14 protein-coding genes are annotated in these 18055 nt (G+C 67.8%); 7 read left to right on the top strand and 7 right to left on the bottom strand.

Going from position 1 to position 18055, the window contains the following annotated elements; genetic code table 11:
* Positions 1-259: 259 nt before the first annotated feature.
* Positions 260-1489, top strand: coding sequence for a GH25 family lysozyme (locus ACGFH9_RS25625; RefSeq protein ID WP_393223873.1), 1230 nt, complete (start codon positions 260-262; stop codon positions 1487-1489).
* A 67-nt stretch (positions 1490-1556) separates the two neighbouring features.
* Here ACGFH9_RS25625 and ACGFH9_RS25630 read toward each other — a convergent pair whose 3' ends face one another.
* The 4 genes from ACGFH9_RS25630 to ACGFH9_RS25645 form a co-directional block, all read right to left on the bottom strand.
* Positions 1557-2213, bottom strand: a complete 657-nt coding sequence (locus tag ACGFH9_RS25630; RefSeq protein ID WP_393223876.1) for a response regulator — start codon at positions 2211-2213, stop codon at positions 1557-1559.
* The gene (locus ACGFH9_RS25635) at positions 2201-3427 is read right to left on the bottom strand and encodes a sensor histidine kinase (RefSeq protein ID WP_393223879.1); all 1227 of its coding nucleotides are present in this window, start codon (positions 3425-3427) and stop codon (positions 2201-2203) included. Before ACGFH9_RS25635 ends, ACGFH9_RS25630 begins: the two co-directional genes overlap by 13 nt.
* Positions 3428-3544: 117 nt before the next feature.
* Entirely contained in the window at positions 3545-4114 is a 570-nt protein-coding gene (locus ACGFH9_RS25640) for a DUF3455 domain-containing protein (protein ID WP_393223882.1), read from the bottom strand.
* Between the two features lie 138 nt (positions 4115-4252).
* The gene (locus ACGFH9_RS25645; RefSeq protein WP_393223885.1) at positions 4253-5185 is read right to left on the bottom strand and encodes an ABC transporter ATP-binding protein; all 933 of its coding nucleotides are present in this window, start codon (positions 5183-5185) and stop codon (positions 4253-4255) included.
* A gap of 266 nt (positions 5186-5451) precedes the next feature.
* On the opposite strand from ACGFH9_RS25645, the gene ACGFH9_RS25650 reads away from it, so the two are divergent.
* The gene (locus tag ACGFH9_RS25650) at positions 5452-6567 is read left to right on the top strand and encodes a ricin-type beta-trefoil lectin domain protein (protein WP_393223888.1); all 1116 of its coding nucleotides are present in this window, start codon (positions 5452-5454) and stop codon (positions 6565-6567) included.
* Entirely contained in the window at positions 6564-7823 is a 1260-nt protein-coding gene (locus tag ACGFH9_RS25655) for a cellulose binding domain-containing protein (protein WP_393223891.1), read from the top strand. The genes ACGFH9_RS25650 and ACGFH9_RS25655 overlap by 4 nt, the downstream gene beginning before the upstream one ends.
* 81 nt (positions 7824-7904) lie before the next feature.
* Here the strand turns inward: ACGFH9_RS25655 and ACGFH9_RS25660 are convergent, their stop codons facing one another.
* The gene (locus ACGFH9_RS25660) at positions 7905-8189 is read right to left on the bottom strand and encodes a hypothetical protein (protein WP_393223894.1); all 285 of its coding nucleotides are present in this window, start codon (positions 8187-8189) and stop codon (positions 7905-7907) included.
* A 373-nt stretch (positions 8190-8562) separates the two neighbouring features.
* Between ACGFH9_RS25660 and ACGFH9_RS25665 the strand changes: the two genes are divergently transcribed.
* Both ACGFH9_RS25665 and ACGFH9_RS25670 read left to right on the top strand, forming a co-directional pair.
* The gene (locus tag ACGFH9_RS25665; protein WP_393223897.1) at positions 8563-9129 is read left to right on the top strand and encodes an RICIN domain-containing protein; all 567 of its coding nucleotides are present in this window, start codon (positions 8563-8565) and stop codon (positions 9127-9129) included.
* A gap of 546 nt (positions 9130-9675) precedes the next feature.
* Positions 9676-9909 carry a GntR family transcriptional regulator gene (locus ACGFH9_RS25670; protein WP_393223900.1) on the top strand — a complete coding sequence of 78 codons (234 nt, stop codon included), beginning with the start codon at positions 9676-9678 and terminating at the stop codon, positions 9907-9909.
* 528 nt (positions 9910-10437) lie between these two features.
* Here the strand turns inward: ACGFH9_RS25670 and ACGFH9_RS25675 are convergent.
* Positions 10438-11568 carry a LacI family DNA-binding transcriptional regulator gene (locus ACGFH9_RS25675; protein ID WP_393223902.1) on the bottom strand — a complete coding sequence of 377 codons (1131 nt, stop codon included), beginning with the start codon at positions 11566-11568 and terminating at the stop codon, positions 10438-10440.
* A 564-nt stretch (positions 11569-12132) separates the two neighbouring features.
* Between ACGFH9_RS25675 and ACGFH9_RS25680 the strand changes: the two genes are divergently transcribed.
* Positions 12133-14841, top strand: a complete 2709-nt coding sequence (locus ACGFH9_RS25680; RefSeq protein WP_393223905.1) for an RICIN domain-containing protein — start codon at positions 12133-12135, stop codon at positions 14839-14841.
* Positions 14842-15454: 613 nt separating this feature from the next.
* A complete protein-coding gene (locus tag ACGFH9_RS25685; RefSeq protein ID WP_393223908.1) occupies positions 15455-17239 on the top strand; it encodes an AIPR family protein in 1785 nt (594 codons plus the stop codon).
* A gap of 391 nt (positions 17240-17630) precedes the next feature.
* Here the strand turns inward: ACGFH9_RS25685 and ACGFH9_RS25690 are convergent, their stop codons facing one another.
* Entirely contained in the window at positions 17631-17951 is a 321-nt protein-coding gene (locus ACGFH9_RS25690; RefSeq protein WP_393223914.1) for a type I restriction-modification enzyme R subunit C-terminal domain-containing protein, read from the bottom strand.
* Positions 17952-18055 lie beyond the last annotated feature (104 nt).

Genomic DNA, 18055 nt, shown 5'->3' on the forward strand with positions numbered 1-18055 from the left:
GCCACGACAACGGAGAATCGGAGAAAATTCCCCACGCTAAGGCTCGGAACTTTACGCGGAGTTGATTTCCACCGTACGGCTGGACCCGTCCTACCGATGATCTGATTTCGGCCCCCGGGACAGCGCGGCCTGCCGCCGACAAGGGATACTCTGCGGACCCATATCGATGAGCCACCCGTCGGCGGCGCGCAGGCGTAGCGAGCTCCGCAGCCACGCCGACGGACGCCTCGACTCAGCGACCAGGAGAAACCCACCTCACATGCATAGAAGACTGCTCTGCGTGCTGATGTCCGCCGGCCTCGTGGTCGGTACGGCGCTCGGCGTCACGCATCCGGCGCAGGCCGCAGACCCGTCCGTCGACGGTGGCGGCCGAGCGAACGCCGGCATCGCCCCGGGCGCGCGCAGCAGCGCGATGGCCAAGAGCGCCGCCATCCCGGCGGGTTACACGGTCCGGGGCATCGACGTCTCCAGCCACGACCACAACCTGGGCCCGATCAACTGGCCCGCGGTCGCGGCGAGCGGCGTCAAGTTCGCCTACGTCAAGGCGACGGAGGGTAGGACGTACCTCAATCCGTACTTCGCCGAGGACTACGCGGCGGCCAAGGACGCCGGCCTTCTGGTCGGTGCCTACCACTTCACCCGTCCGGACAGCCGCGACCCGATCAACGAGGCCAACTACTTCGTCGACAACGCGAAGTTCGCCAAGGACGGCCAGACCCTGGTGCCGATGGTCGACATCGAATGGCCCTACTGGAGCGGCGCGCCCACCTGTTACGGGCTCACCCCGACCGAGATGTCGAACTGGATCAAGGCCTTCACCAACCAGATCAAGGCACGTATCGGCCGGCCTCCGATGATCTACACGAACACCAACTACTGGAACCCCTGCACCGGAAAGAACGCGTCGTTCGGCGCGAACCCGTTGGACATCGCCGGCTACACCGCCACTCGCCCGCCGCTGCCGGCAGGTTGGACCACGGAGACCATCTGGCAGTACGCCGCCGGCAACCCGAGCCAGCCCGGCAACTACAGCCAGAACGTCTTCAACGGCACCTACGCGGCTCTCACCAAGCTCACCAGCGCACCGGTGGCCGCACCTCCCGTCGCGCTCCGCTCGCGGGCGAACAAGCGGTACGTGGTGGCCGAGAGCGCCGGTGCCAAGCCGCTGATCGCCAGTCGCACGACTGTCGCCCGGTGGGAGCAGTTCGACGTGATCAGCGCGGGCGGCAGCTACGTGGCGCTCCGCTCACGGTCCAACGGTCGGTACGTGAGCGCGGAGAGCAAGGGTGCCAAGCCGCTGATCGCCAACCGGACCAAGGTCAGCACCTGGGAGAAGTTCACCATCATCAAGAACTCGGACGGCACGATCAGCCTGCGCGCCGCGGCCAACGGCAAGTACGTGGTGGCGGAGAGCAAGGGCACCAAGCCCCTCATCGCCAACCGTACGTCGATCAGTAGCTGGGAGAAGTTCGACCGGATCAGCCTCTGAGCCCCGCCGCTGCCCGGCACCCCGCAACGGGGCGCCGGGCAGCGGTCTGTCATCACCGGCTCGCTGCTTACCGCTGCCCGCCGTCCAGGTAGCGCAGCACCGCGGTGACCCGGCGGTCAGCGCGGTCGTCCGGCGGTAGCTGGAGTTTGGCGAAGATGCTGCGGATGTGTTTGTGTACCGCCCCGTCGGTGACGAACAGCCGCTCGGCGATCGCGGTGTTGCCGAGCCCTTCGGCCATCAGCCCCAGCACCTCACGCTCGCGGGGTGACAACTCGCCCAGCGCCGCGTCCGACCGGCGGTTGCGGGCCAACAACTGGGCCACCACCTCCGGGTCGATCACGCTGCCGCCGTCCGCGACACGGCGCAGCACGGCGAGGAACTCCTCGACCCGGCCGACGCGCTCCTTCAACAGATAGCCCAGCCCGACAGCGCCCACCGAGAACAGGTCGGTGGCGAACGCCTGCTCGACGTACGCCGACAGGACCAGCACCGCGAGGCCGGGCCGCCGTCGCCGGGCCTCCACCGCGGCCACGATGCCCTCGTCCGTGTGCGTCGGCGGCATGCGTACGTCCACGATCGCCACGTCCGGCGCGTGCTCGTCGACGGCGACCAGGAATTCGCCAGGTGTGCCGGCCGTGGCGACGACGTCCAACTTCTCGGCCCGCAACAGCAGCGCCAGCCCCTCGCGCAGCAGCGGATCGTCCTCCGCGATCACGATCCGCATGGCAGCTCCACGTGCATCCTCGTCGGTCCTCCCGATGGGCTGGTCAGTGTCATCCGGCCGTCGTACGCCTCGACCCGCCGCCGGATGCCGGTGAGCCCGGAGCCGTGTGCCTCGTCGGCATCGCCACGCCCGTCGTCCTCGATGGTCACCAACAGCAGTCCCTGCTCACGGCGCACGGCGACGTCCACCTGGCTCGCGCCACTGTGCCGGACGACGTTGGTCAGCGCCTCGGCCACCACGAAGTACGCGGTGGCCTCGACCGAGGCCGCGCAGCGGACGGCCACGTCGACCGCGAGCCGGCAGGGCACCGCGCAACTGCCGGCGAGGCCCGCCAGCGCGCCGGCCAGCCCTCGGTCGTCCAGCACGGGCGGCAGGATGCCCCGCACCACCGTACGCAGTTCGCCGAGCGCCTGTTCCGCAGCGTCCTGCGCCTGCCCGATGATCTCGTCGGCGCGCTCGGGGTCGCGCCGCACGGCTCGCCGGGCTGCTCCCAGCAACACGTTGACCGCGACCAGCCGATTCTGCGTACCGTCGTGCAGCGACCGCTCGATGCGGCGCAGTTCCAGCGCGTGGGCGTCCAGCGCGGCGGCCCGGGTGGCCGTCAGCGCGGCCACCCGCAGCGACAGGTCGATCCCCGGCGGCGGGGGCAGCAGCAATCGGCCTGGCCAGGCCTGGACGCGGGCCAGCGCCGGACCGAACCCGAACGCGGCGACCAGCAGGCCCACCCCGAGCAGGCCCACCAGCAGCGCCTCGGACAGCCCGTCGACACGCCACCAGACGAACCCCGGGGCGCCGTCCTCGGGCGAGACCAGCCGGTACCACAGCGGGAAGGTGACGTCCTGGACGGCGTTGACCGGCAGGGCGAGGCCGACCAGCCCCAACACCAGCCCGATTGTCGAGTGGAGCGTGAGCCAGCCCAGCTCCCGGCGCACGAACGGATCGCGTGCCGCCTCCCGCAACCCGTCCTGCACCGGCCCCGGCGCGGGTATCGACGTGCCCCAGCGGGACAGCCGACCCCGCTCCCGATCGGCCACCGAGCGCACCGACCGCAGGGCGCCGGGCACCAACCGAAGCCCCAGCCCGGTCAGGCAGGTCACCGCCACGACCATCACCCAGAGCAACGCGCCCAACGCGAGCAGCGCGGTGCCGAGCCCGCCGACGAGGTGTTCGAGGGCGTCGACCGAGGCGCGCAGCCGGCCCCGCACGTGTCCCATCGCCACCCACCTCCAGCGCCAACATAGGTCACGGTGGGCACCCTCGGCAGCGTCCGCGGCGGAAAGTACAGCCTGCTGTACCAGCGGTTGTCGAGCGGGGAGACTCGTCGCCGGGGGTTACCGCTTCGCCGCCCAGAAGACGTAGACCGCGCCGTACGGCACGGCCTTCGTGGCACCGTCCGTGCAGGCGCCCGCCGGGGCCGCGCCGCCCGAGGTCCGGAGCCGACTGATGTACGCCACCTTGCCGAGCGTGCCGGTGCCGGTGTGGCTGTCCACCGTCAGCAGCAACTCCGGGATCGTCCCCGCACGCGGGCTCTCCGCCGTCTTCTTGGCGGTGATCAGGGAGTTGTCGCGCTGGGACTGCCAGCTCGGTCCCTTGAAGTGGTGGATCCGACCACCGGTCCCGAGGAGCTGGGCCTCCGGCACGGAAGCGCCGGTGAACACGCCACCGGTGCAGGTGTAGGTCTGCGTTCCCCGGGTGACGACGTACGCGCCGACCGGTCGAGAACCCGCCGGCGGCTTGATCGCTGCGGCGATTCGCGGGATGTCGACCCGGCGGGCGTCCGGTCCAACGGCAGCCGGGGCAGCCACCTCGGCCGCGGAGGCCTGATGGGTCACCGCTCCGGCCGCCGCGAGAAGACCGGCCACTCCGACGACCAGGAGTCCCCGCAAGCGGGAACGAGACATGCTGCGCATGAGATTCCTCCGATTCGGGCGGGCAGGTTCCTGCCCACCTGAATCCTTTTACGGACGGAATCCGCGCGCCGATCAAAACCGCGTGACATTTGATCGACCGTTCACCCGCGAGGCGTACCGGACAGGATTTCAGCCGGTGGCGGCTGCCAGCCGCCGGACGGACCCGGCGCGGGCCGCCCAACGCCCGTCCTCGTGGCGTACCTCGATGGGGTGCGCGAAGGCCGCCGAAACCTGCGCGGTCGTGACCGTCTCGTCGGCCGGGCCGGCGGCGACCACGCTGCCGCCGCTGATCAACATCGCGTGGGTGGTCGTGGCCGGAAGCTCCTCGAGGTGGTGGGTGACCATGATCGAGGCGAGGCGGGGGTGGGTCGCGCGGAGAAGGTCGATGGTCTCGAGCAACTGTTCGCGGGCCGCGACGTCGAGACCGGTCGAGGGCTCGTCCAGCAGCAGCAGTCGCGGCTGACTGATGAGAGCCCGGACGATCAGGGCACGACCCCGCTCGCCCTGCGAGAGGGTGGGCCAGCGTTCGTCGGCCCTGTCGACCAGCCCGAACGTGCTCAGCAGGGAATCCGTCCGTGCACGGTCATCCTGGGTCGGCCGCCAGCGTGGCGGCAGGTCTACCGACCCGACGAACCCGGTCAGGACGACCTCACGGATGGTCAGAGGCGACCGCAGCGGATGGCGGGGGTTCACGTGACCGATCGCCCTGCGCAACTGTTGCAGGTCGACGCGGCCGAGTTGCTGACCGAGGATGCGCACGATTCCCGAGCTCGGATGGGTGAGCGCGCCGCAGAAGCCCAGCAGCGTGCTCTTGCCCGCGCCGTTCGGGCCGAGGAGCGCCCAGTGCTCGCCTTCGCGCACGGTGAGGTCGATGCCGTGCAGGATCTGCTTGCCGTCCCGCCGGAACGTCACGTCGCACAGTTCGACGACGGGGGACGGAGGGAGTGTCTCGGCGGACCTGGCGAGCATGGCCTTCTCTCGGTACGGCAGCGTACAAGGTACGACGACGGTCGCCCCTGCACGCTGCCACAGACCGGCCCGCAGGTCAGTGACCGGGGCCACCGCCGCTGAAGTGCTCGCCCGGGTGCGGTCGTCGTCGAGGTAGACCAGATCGGTTCGATGAATCTACACTCATCTCTGTTAACGCTCACACTCGTCCCAGTGCTGAGGCAGCAACGCCGTGCCGATCCGACGATCGGCGCGAGCCGGGCAACGCCCGGCAGCCGGCGGCTGCTCGGTCCGCCGGCCCCCGAGGTTGCCGGCTGCCCGTGGCGGCCCTACCGATCGGCCAACGCCCTCGGCCAGCTCGACCGACCCAGGGAGAAGACATGCGAACGAAGGCACGGTGGCTCGCGACACTCGCGGCGCTCGGTGTCGTGGTCGTCGGAGTGGTGGCACCCACCTCGCCGGCCAGCGCGGAATCCAACGGCGGCGTACGCGTGATGCCCCTCGGTGACTCCATCACCGAGGGCACGCAGGTCCCCGGCGGCTACCGCATCGGGCTCTGGCAGCGTCTCGTCAGTGGCCGGTACACGGTGGACTTCGTCGGATCGCAGTTCAACGGGCCCGCCAGCCTCGGCGACCACGACCACCAGGGGCACCCCGGCTGGCGCATCGACCAGATCGACGCGAACATCGTCAACTGGCTGAACACCCAACGGCCGCAGACCGTCCTGCTGCACATCGGCACCAACGACATCCTGCAGAACTACAACGTGAGCACCGCGCCGAACCGGCTCTCCACGCTGATCGACAAGATCACCATCACCGCGCCCACCGCCGAGGTGTTCGTCGCGCAACTCATCCCGCTCTCCAACAGCAACCAGGAGAACGCCGCCCGTACGTTCAACGCGGCGATCCCCGGCATCGTGCAGAGCAGGGCCAACGCCGGTAAGCGGGTGCACCTGGTCGACATGCACAGCGCGCTCACCACCGCCGACCTGATCGACGGCGTCCACCCCACCGCCGGCGGTTACGACAAGATGGCTGCCCGCTGGTACAGCGCGTTGCAGTCGGTCCCCGGCAGCATCGGCGACCCGAGCAGCGGCGGCGGCCAGACCACCACCACCCTCGTGGGCACGCTGTCCGGCCGGTGCGTCGACGTCCCCGGCTCCTCCACCACCGACGGCACCCAGGTGCAGTTGTGGGACTGCCACGGCCGCACCAACCAGCAGTGGACCTACACGTCCGGCAAGGCCCTGACGGTGTACGGCAACAAGTGTCTCGACGCCGCCGGCTACGGCACCTCGCCGGGCACCCTGGTCACCATCTACGACTGCCACGGCGGCACGAACCAGCAGTGGAACGTCAACGCCAACGGCACCATCACCGGCGTGCAGTCCGGCCTCTGCCTGGACCCCTACAACCAGGGCACAGCCAACGGCACCAAGCTCGTCCTCTGGACCTGCACCGGCCAGACCAACCAGCAGTGGAGCCGTCGATGAAGCGGCTCGGCACCGCCAGCTGGCTGACGGGGGCACTGGCCGTGGCCCTCGGCATGGCACTGGCGACGACGACCCGGGACGCGGCGGTCGCGGACAGCCCGTACCAGCGGGGCCCGGACCCGACCCTGGCCAGCGTGGCCGCCACCCGGGGCCCGTTCGCCACGACGCAGGCGACCGTCCCAGCCGGCAACGGTTTCAACGGCGGGTACGTCTACTACCCCACCGACACCAGCCTGGGCACCTGGGGCGCGATCGCGATCGTCCCCGGCTACTCCGCCCTGTTCGCCAACGAGGAGGCCTGGATGGGCCCCTGGCTGGCCTCGTTCGGGTTCGTGGTGATCGGCATCGAGACCAACAGCCGTACCGACGGCGCCGACGCCCGGGCCACCCAACTGCTCGCCGCGTTGGACTACCTCACCCGGACCAGCCCGGTCCGCAACAGGGTCGACCCGAGCCGACTGGGCGTGATGGGCCACTCGGCGGGCGGCGCGGGCACCCTGCTCGCCTCGCTCCGGCGACCCACCCTGAAGACGGCGGTCGGTCTCGCACCGGGCACCCCCGGCAACAACCTGAACATGTCCAGCACCCAGGTGCCCACCATGCTCATCTCCGGCCAGAACGACGGCACGGTCACTCCCTCGTACGTCCAGGGGATCTACAACAGCCTGCCGGCCACCGTCGAACACGCCTGGGCCGAGCTGGCCGGCAACGACCACCTCTCCTTCACCAGGTCGAACCCGACCGAGATGCGACTCCTGATCCCCTGGCTCAAGACGTTCCTCGACAACGACACGCGCTACACCCAGTTCCTCTGCCCGCTGGCGGACAGCCGGGGCGTCTCGCGGTACAGCGCCACCTGCCCCCTGGTGCCGCCGGGTGAACCGACACCACCGCCCACCACGGGTACGCCCACCACACCGCCTCCCACCACGCCACCGCCGACCACGCCGCCTCCCTCGGGTGCCGCCTGCACCGCCACCTACCGCACGGTCAACTCGTGGTCCGGAGGCTTCCAGGGTGAGGTCACCGTGACCGCCGGCACCGCCGCCGTCGACGGGTGGACCGTCCGTTGGACCCTGGGGAACGGCCAGAGCATCAGTCAGGTCTGGAACGGCACCCTGAGCACCAGCGGCTCGACAGCGACCGTCCGCAACGCGGTGTACAACGGCTCGCTGGCACCGGGCACCACGACGACGTTCGGCTTCCTCGGCTCCGGTACGCCGACCACCCCGTCGCCAACCTGCACCAGCCCCTGAGCAGCCGCGCGGGGGACGGCGATTCTCCGCCTCCCCCGCGTCCTGCGCTGCCGGCCGACAGGGAGCTGCCGACCGGCACGGTCAGCGACTCTCGTCGCCGAGAGGGACTGGTTCGAGCGCGGGCAGAGGCAGCCAGAAGACAGGGATCATCAGGGCGTATATGGCAAGCCCCGCAGCGGGGGCGAACGCGCCGACCGCCGCACCGAGGAGAGTCAGCAGCGGTCCCGCCAGAAAGCGTCTGCCCACGAGCCTGCCCGCGTGCGCACTGACCCGCGAATTCAACAGCCTCGGTGTGCGCAACGCGTACCACCAGAGGGCATTGAAGAAGATCGCGCCCACGCCGAAGGAGCCGCCGAAGAACAACACGGCTAGCGGCTCACCCGCCCCGATGCCGATGAGAGACCCGGTTGAGCGCGAAGACGAACACCAGGTCGAAGAAGAGCTCCAGGAGACTCGGCCGCTGCGGCTGCGCCGACTTGCGAAGCAGCGTTGCCGCGCCTGTCGACATGCCGCCGCCCGGCCTTGCCCGGATTCTTCACCTATCGGCAATTGATACCACCTCAGGCAGCCACCCGGGGCCGATACGACGAGCCACCACGCCCAATGAGACGTTTCACCTGACTGCGGATTCCCGCAGCTCGGCAGGTGCCCCCCGCCAAGATAACTAGGGATATACATGCCTGAGTGCGTTGGGTAGGGTCATGCCCGTTGTTTGTTCGATGAATGGGGGGGAACGAGTATGAAGCTACGCAAATTCGTCGCTGTCTGCGCGGCACTGGTCGGGGTGGCTGCCGGTGGAGCGATCGGGCCGTCGGCTGCCTACGCCGCGGACAACGGACCGTGGGAGATCTTTCCCGCGAGCGCTGTCGACAAGTGTGTCGAAGTCCAGGGTGGTTCGGGCTCGTTGAGCGCACAGGTCCAGGTCTACACCTGCTCAACCTGGAGCGGCGGCGTCACGCCGCTGCACCAGCGGTGGATCTTCCGGCCCACCTCCGGTGGCTACCAGCGCATCATCAACGGCAAGACGGGCATGTGCGCGAACATCAAGGGCAGCACGGACGTCAACAGCACGAAGATCGTCCAGTACAACTGCGGTGGCAGCGCGACGCTGAACGACCAGTGGTACCCGCAGTTCGTGCGGAAGATCGGCGGTTTCGACTTCTACCAGTTCAAGAGCCGGCTGAACAACACGAAGTGCCTCAACGTGCAGGGCAGCAGCACGTCGAACGGCTCCGACCTGATCCTCTACCCGTGCAGCACGGCGGACAACGCCATCTTCTCCTGGGCGCCGGCAGTCCAGGCGTAGCTGCGGCGACGCTGTAACGAACATCAAGGGTCAGGCGCGGCTGGTTCGCGCCTGACCCTTGATGTGTGGGTGCCTCGGATGGCCTGGGTGCTCCGGCGGGACGACGGGGAGAACTTCCGGAGACCGGCAGGCTGGACGAACAGTTCCCGCCGGGCTACCGCCTCACCCCGGGCGTCCAGCTCGTACCCTCGATCCAGACCCACCCGTCGTACGTGATCCGGTCTTCGAGCACGCGGATGAGCCGGAAGAGGAAACGGCCGGGAGAACTGGACGCTGGCCGACCTCGTGAGGTGCAGGAGGTCACCACTCCTGAATGGGGGCACGACCCACCGCCCGTCGCCAAGCCAAGATCCGCGCTCGGGCTACCGCAGCCCTCGGGCACCAGCCGTCCGGGTGACAGCAGCTGCACCTCTGCATGCGGTGGTGGTCGAGCACCGTCCAGGAAAGCTCCACATCGAACGGGACGTCGCTCACCGCTCACCTCCGTACGCAGCTTTCGGCAGCGACGGCAGGTGTCGTCCCAGAGGCGTCTATAGGGTGTCGATCATGGTTGACGAGATGAGCCCGGTAGCGCTCTACATCCAGCTCGCGGATCTCCTCACGAAGAAGATCGAGTCCGGGAAGCTCAAGCCTCGTCAGCCGCTCCCCTCCGAGGCCCACCTTCAGCAGGAGTACGGCGTGGCTCGCGGCACGGTCCGAGCGGCTATCCGCCTATTGCGGGAGCGGGGTCTCGTCGTGACGCTGCCGGCGCGCGGAACCTTCGTCGCCGACAAGCGGTAACCGCCCGCCCCCTCCGGGTCCAGCCCGGGCCCGTCGCCACCGATCGAGCGGACGGCATCACCTACACGTACTGCCGGCATCGTCGGCTCGAAAGCCTCCGCTCGCACCGAACACATCACCACGCGCCGCTGGATGCCGCGCCTTGGCAGTCTGGTGCGAAGCCTCCTGGTCACGTTCAGTCGGAGGTTCTGTCTTCACTGACGGGGATTCCATTGGCGGCGGACCACACCGGTGTCGCCGAACTAGCCGAGCCGTTCCACCGCCTAGTGCGCTGTCCATGAAGGTTCACCGTGTCTGAGTCGTCGGGCGGCCTTGGTGTGGGATCGGCCCCAGCGGTGCCGGCGTTCGCTGCGGACACGGGCGCGTTCTCGGCGTTGGGCGGCCAGGACGTCAGGGTGCCGGGCGTTGGCGCCCGAGGTGCCCGTGTCGGGAGCACCACGAGCAGCCCTCGTCGCGACGTGGATTCTGGCCTGCACGCTCGCGCCTTCTCGGCAGATGGATCGTGGAGGGTGGACGGATCGACGTTGATCAGGGCTGGGTGGATGGGACTTCGCTGCCGGCGGACTGACCGTGCGGGCCACCGCGGGCCTGGGGGATCGCTCGGCGGCCACGTTCCGGGATCGGCCGGGGCGGTGGCGGCGCCGTCGAGGCGCGGACGACCAGCTCGACCGGTTGGTCGGCCGCCGGTGGAAGCTCGACGTCCGGCTTCTCGATGACCTGTACCAGCAGCGCGAGGCCCCGCCGCACGACCTCGTCGAACGGCTGCCGCACGGTGGTGAGCGGGGGAGTGACGTAGGCGGCGACCGGGATGTCGTCGAACCCGACGACGCTGATGTCCTCGGGCACGCGGCGCCCGGCCTCGAGCTGCGCGCGGATGAGACCGATCGCCATGTCGTCGTTCGCGGCGAACACCGCGGTCACGGTGCCGTCGCCGGCCAGTTCCCGGCCCGCCGCGTAGCCGGACGCGGCCGACCAGTCGCCATCGACGACCGGCGGCTCGTCCGCGCCGTGGGCTCGCAGCGCCTCGCGCCAGCCGGCGAGACGGTCCCGTGCCGAATACCACCGCTGCGGGCCGGCCAGGTGATGGACGGTCACTTGCCCCAGCTCCAGCAGGTACTCGGTCGCGGCCCGTGCGAGCCGGCTCGCGCCGACCCTGGCGGTCACCACCTGCGGCGCGGCGAAGGTGGGCGGCGCGCCGAGGACCAGGACCGGCACGTCGACGCTGATGAGGCCGACACCCTCGTCGATCGGCTCGGAGATGACGATGCCGTCCACGCCCTGGCCCAGCAGCGACGTCAGGGCGCTCGCGATGCCGCCCGGGTCGCCCTCGATCGTGGCGGCCACCCGCAGCGTGTAGCCCACCTCCCGGACCGCCCGCTCGACGCCCATGAGCCACGACGCCGGCCCGTACAAGGCGCTGCCGAGCGTCACCACGCCGATCGACCGGGTCCGCCCGGAGGCCAACGCCCGGGCCGCCTGGTTGCGCCGGTAGCCGAGCTCCTCGGCGGCGTCCAGGACCCGCCGGCGCACGTCGGCCGAGACATACGGCTCGTCGTTGAGGACCCTGGACACCGTCTTCTGGGAGACGCCGGCCAGCCGCGCGACGTCCACGCTGCGCGGCGTCGGAGGGATTTCACCCGGCCTCACCAGTCGCGTCACGGCACCTCCCATCACCGGCCATCGTCCTGTATGATTGCGTAGTCATGTCTACGCAGTCAGACACTCACCGTTAAGAGCCCGCAACCCGCCCGCGACGCTGGCGAAGCACGTTCCTTACCAGCACCCTAACTCCATTTGGAACCGAACAAGTCAGGCCGGGCCGCCCGCCGACTTCATCGAGGACCCCGGTGCTGTCCGCGCCTTCAGCGTGTCACGCGGCCGGGCGCGCCGCAGGGTCGAATCGGTTCGAAATTCGATCGGCACCGCGTCGGTGGGCCGGCGACGAGGAATGCCTGAGCGCGATGCTCCGGCATTCCGGAAGGGTCGTACTATCGACGGCCGCTCGACACTTGCGAGGGGTCACGAGCAGGACGTAACCGCGTCGAAACCTTGACTTCACGCTCGCTGCACCCATTAATACATATCTATGCATTTGGGCCGCAGTCACCCTTCCCGGGTGGTCGGCGACGCCGGCAGATTCGTCGAATCGATTCGAGCATCGGCCTTGTGGCTGTGCCCTGAACCGAGTTTCGGAGCCGGCGGATGAGTCACAGGAGGGTTACCGTGCATCGTACGAACGTCCACTGGGGTGGCCGATTGTCGGCGTCGGCCAGAGGGTTGGCCGCGACCGTGGCGCTCGCCCTGCCCCTGACGCTGGGTGGGCTGACCCTGGCGACCCCCGGGTCGGCCCTGGCCGCGCCGGTCGAGACGCAGAGTGTCGCGGCCGCCGGACTTGACGGTGTGGCGGCCGGTAGCGCCGCGATCGCCTCGGTCGATCTGAGCGGGACATGGAACTTCACGCCCGCGGGTCGGGGTGCGACCACGATCGCGGTACCCGGTGGCGGCTGGTACAAGCAGGGCTTCACCACCGTGAACGAGGCGGTGTACTCGCGCAGCATCACCGTGCCGGACTCGGGGCAGCCGCAGTCGACCTGGATCGAGTTCGGCGCCGTCAACCACCAGGCGACACTGTCGGTCAACGGCCGCGTGGTCGCCACCCAGACAACGGCTTTCACCCCGTCGAACTTCGACATCAGCGCATACGCGGCGCCCGGCACCACCCACACGATCACGGTGAACGTGAAGGGCCGCGGCGCGTTGAAGGCATCCAACGGCCGGTACCTGGTGCCCGACGCAGCCACGTGGTCCGAGGCGGTACCGCAGGGGATCTTCGGGTCCGCGTTCCTGCGGGCGTACCCGGCGGTGTACGTCAGCGACACATTCGTGCGTACGTCGGTGGCGAACAAGACGCTGACCTACGACGTGACGGTGCGGAACACGTCGGGCAGTTCCCGGTCGGTGACGTTGACCGGGTCGCTGTCGTCCCACAACGGAACGGCTTTCAGCTACCCGGCACTGCCCAGCCGTACGGTCACCGTGGCGGCCAACTCGACCGCGACCGTGACCGTCGGTCCGGTCGCGTGGAACCTCGACAGCACCTCGTACTGGTGGCCCAACGTGCCGTACCGGTCGGGGTACCGGGCGCAGCTGCACGAGCTGACGGTGCATGCCGTCACCGACGACGGCCGGACGAGCGACGCCGAGTCCCGGTTCGGGTTCCGGGAGGCCACCCAGAACGGTGACTACTACTACCTCAACGGCGTGCGCGTGAACTTCCGCGGCGACAACCTCCAGGGTGCCGACTATGACCGGATCAACAACGGCGGCAAGGGCGACGCGTACCACACGCTGCCCGGCTTCCTGCCCCCGTCGTCCGGCAACGGCGGCTGGCCGCAGGCGGTGGACAACTACCAGCGGCTGAACTACAACGTGGTGCGCATCCACCAGGAGCCCGGAAGCCCGTACATGTTGGATGTCGCCGACGAGATGGGCCTGATGATCATCGACGAGGTCGCGATTCGCGGCTCCCAGTCCTCACAGGAGTGGCAGAACTCCGTCGGTCGCGACAACATGATCAACCACGCCCGTGCGCTGGTCCTGCGCGACCGCAACCACCCCTCGATCATCCGCTGGAGTCAGAACAACGAGCCGAACCAGAGCGGCCAGGATTCCGAGCAGTTCGAGAAGGACCTGTACGCGGCGATGAACGGCGCCGACGGCACCCGGCCGATCATTGTCGAGGTGGGCGTCGGCAACAATGTCAGCCTGTATCCCGGGATGACGTACGCCAACTTCGCGGTGATTCCGCACTACGTCGACGGCTTCGGCAGGTACGGGGAGGGCCTGGTCAGCGTGAACGGGCGGCCCGACGGCGAGGGCGAGTTCATCTGGCCGGCATGCAACAACAAGCAGGGCTTCGAGTGGTTCGCCACCGCGACTGCTGCCAAGCGCGGCAAGGGCGCCACCGACCTGCGTCCGTACACGCTGCTGTCCGCCTGGGCCAGCGTGGTGCCGGGCGTGCGGTCCACCGACTTCACCCCGGAGGAGGGCGGTCACCCCATCTACGGCGTGGACAACCTGCCCGATCCGTGGAGCAACGCGCAGATCCAGCGCGTGCAGGCGGCGTTCAACCCGGTGGCCGCGATCGACCTCCCGTACTGGTCCGCCTCCGGTAACTCGGACTCCAACGGCAGCTTCCCGCTGGCGCAGGCGGTGCCCAGCTACGCCCGCAACGCCACGGTGACCCGCAACATCACCGTGTTCAACGACGACCTCACCAACACCTCCGTGGACTTCACCTGGACCGCCCGGCTCGACAGCCCGACCGGAACGGTCGTCGCGTCCGGCAACAGCACCCTGACCGTCCCGCTCGGCTCACGGGTCACCCAACCGGTTTCCTTCACCGCCCCCGCCACCGGCAGCCGCGTGTACCTGCAGCTGTCGACCGCCAAGTCCGGCAGCACCGTCTTCACCGATGCGGTCGAGTACCTCAACCTCAGCGGAAGCGGCGGAACCGGGCCGGCAGCAGGCACCTACCGCATCGTCAACCGCAACAGCGGCAAGCCCCTCGCCATCGCCGGCAACTCCACCGCCGACGGCGCCAAGACGGTCCAGCAGAGCGGCTCCCCCACCTGGACGATCAGCACCACCCAGGACACGTACACCCTGCGCTACACCGCCTCAGGAAAGATGCTCGACGTCAACGCCGGCAGCACCACACAGGGCCTACAGCTACAGCAGTGGTCGGCCAATGGCGGTGCCAACCAGTCGTGGTACCTGCGGCCCACCGGTGACGGCTACTACACCATCGTCAGCCGCAGCAGCGGACTCGTGGCCGACGTCTCCGCCGCCTCGACCAGCGACGGCGCGCAGGTCGTGCAGTGGACCGCCAACAACGGGACCAACCAACAGTGGCAGTTCGTACCCGCCTGACCAGTGGCAGAGGTGGTTGACAAGTCCGACCGCCGGTGACCGCCTGACGATCGTTGTGAGGTCTACTCGGGCGCGGGGGTTCCCGCGCCCGGGTAGATCACGACCCGATCTCATGCCGCCCATCTTCTTGCCGAATCATTCGACAAGACAGAACCGAGAGCAGGTCAACGTACAAGCGACCCACGCGACACCCACTGTCCAACGGGACGATCAACAAAAAACGCCTGACCGCGTTTCCGCAGGTCAGACGTCTTTTGATCTTGTGCGCCCGAAGGGACTCGAACCCCTAACCTCCTGATCCGTAGTCAACGCAAGGAAGTTGCCGTGACCTGCATGTATATATGTTTGCCCTGATTTGATATGTAGCAGCGTAAACGGAACGTGACGCCCAAACACGCTTCACTCCTGCATGGTGCCACTCAAGTGGCACGCCTGACTCGTGTCGTGGTACTGCCGGGTCAGACGTCCCGATGACCGGCCGGCACACTCTCTGCCCGGAGGGCGGAACGTCCTCAGGTTAGGTTGCGTACTCCACCATTCGGTCGGATAGTAGGCGGAAGACCGATGCCCTTTCAGGATCGCGAGGACGAGAGGCTTCCCCTACACTTCGTGCGTGGCCGACAACGAACAGGTGCTGCTCGATCAAGTTCTGGTCCAGCGGCAGGCCGAACGATCAGTCCCGATCCGCGACGATGAAGCCTTCGAACTGTTCGCAGCGGAACAGGCGCTCGTAACCCGGCAACTATCTGCAGAGGAAGTCGCCGAGGGAGTCATCGGAGGCAGCAACGACGGCGCCATCGACGCGATCTACGTATTCGTCGATGGAATGCTTCTCTCCGAGGACAGCGATGTGCTGCAGGCCGGATTCTCATCTAGCAAGCTGCCACGGGGCGTCAAGCTGCAACTATGGTTGGTACAGGCCAAGCGGGAGACCTCGTTCACTGAGACGGCCATCGACAAGGCTGCCGCTGCGCTCGCGCGGTTACTGAGCCTCGCGGAGCACGAAGATGATCTCCTCAAGCTCTACTCCTCAGGCACCGTCTCGCGGACCGGATTCTTCCGAAAGGCTCTCCGGGCCCTAGCCACACGGCATCCCCAGGTGGAAATCCACTTCGTATATGCCACCCGTGGTCGGGCCACCGGCCAGAACTCGATCAACACCAAGGTCGAGATCAAGGCACGCGACCTGGAGACCCAACTCGCTAGCGTCATATCCGGCGCGAAGGGCCACGTCGAGTTCCTCGGGGCGGCCGAGCTATGGCGACGGGCGAACACCGTCGCGTCATACACGACCGAGCTGACCTACCAGGAAAACGCGACCAGCGGCAACAGCCACGTCGCTCTGGTTAAGCTCCGCGATTACATGGCCTTCCTTAAGGATGAGGACGGCCAACTCCGGCGGCACATCTTCGACTGGAACGTCAGGGACTATCAAGGCGACGTTGAGGTTAACCGAGAAATCCGGGCCTCGCTGGAAGACCCCGAAGGCCCCGAGTTTTGGTGGCTCAACAACGGGGTAACTATCGTCTGCTCCAAGGCAACCGCAGTCGGCAAGACTTATTCTTTAGACGATGTTCAGGTAGTCAACGGGCTACAGTCCTCGCACACCATCTTCAATTTCTTGCGCACGGCATCTGAAAGCCATCCTGCCCTCGACCGCTCAGTGCTGGTCCGCATCCTGGTCACGGGCGACGACCTGGCTACCCGGGATCTCGTCATCCGCGCCACCAACCGCCAAACGTCGGTGCCCGCCGCCTCACTGCGGGCCACCGACAACATCCAGCGCGACATTGAGGCGTACTTCCTCGGACACGACTGGTACTACGACCGTCGGAAGAATTTCTACCGCAACAGCGGCCGCAGCGCCGAACGGATCGTGAGCATCTCTCTGCTTGCGCAGGCTGTTATGGCCATGGGGCTGAGTCGCCCCGACAACTCCCGTGCCCGACCTTCTAGCCTGCTGAAGCGTGACGAAGAGTACAAGCGGATCTTTTCCAAGGAAATCCCAGTGGAGATCTATCTCTGGGTCGCCCGGGCTCAGAAGGAGATCGATGCTTTCCTGGCGTCGGAGACTGCCGGCGTCAGCGTGCCTGAGCGCAATAACTACCGCTTCCATCTGGCAATGGTGGCAACGGCGAAGCTCGTGGGCCAGCCCGTACGGTCTCCGAAGCAGCTCAGCCGCTTGGCCTCGGCTGGCACCCCGCTGGCAGACGCAGACCTACCGGCGACCTTGGCCTTCCTCCGCGGCGAGTTTGCTGCACACGAACGCCGAACGGGGAACTCACTCGACAAGATCGCCAAGGGGCCTGACTTCGTCGAGTACCTGCTGGGGATATCGCACGATAGGACTACCAAGGGGCCTGACTTCGTCGAGCGCCTGCTCAAGCGTTTTTCCTAGAGCAAGGGAGCTTCAGGCGACCGACGCCTGCGAACTCCTGGACCACGGCAGACCCGCGCTGATCTTCCGATCTAGCCTCGTTGCCAGATAACCCAACTCGGCCACGCCGGCCCGCTGACCATCCCGGACCGTCGCCCTGCTTGGCGATCCCAGGCGGTCGAAGCCGGTGGCTCACCAGGGCCACGATCACCCCGATGCAGCCATCGTTTCCCCTCTTCTAGAGGTGAGTTTCTCGACAGACTATGTGCAACATAGACAGCTGTACACGCTGCGGTCATGTCAAGATCGCGACTCCGCCAGCATGAAGGACGGCCCTCCTCGTGCAGTTAGGCCACCTCCGGCGCCGGAGCGGCGGTGTCGCGGACCGAGTGAAGGATCGTGATCAGGCGGTCTACTCGGAGGATGGGAGGATCGAGTCCGGCCCGTGCGGGACGATGTCGATGAACGGAGAATCGTAGAGCAGCTCGGGCTCCATGACCCCGTTTTGGGTCAGGTCAGCGATGATCAGGTTCACGAAGTTGATCTGGTTCGCGTTGAGCGTCCGGCTGCTCAGGAAATCGCCGAACACCTCCGTGGCGGCCTCCCTATCGAGTCCGACCAGTGAGCAGATGAACAAGCCGAGCCCATGGGCCGAGCGGCGGGCCTGGTCAAAGTCTTCGGTGCCGCCACCGCTGGCCGCCAGCATCCGTTCCAGCTCGTCAAGGTCCGTCAGGGAAAGCTGCTAGTACGGCAGCCGCCGTTCGTGATCATGGTTGGAGTTCGATGGTGAGTCGGCGGGCGTAGTGGGCTCGTCTGGCTCGTGCTTGGTGTCGGCGT

Origin of the sequence: Micromonospora sp. NPDC049102 (genome assembly GCF_043197485.1) — a bacterium.
GTDB lineage: Bacteria > Actinomycetota > Actinomycetes > Mycobacteriales > Micromonosporaceae > Micromonospora.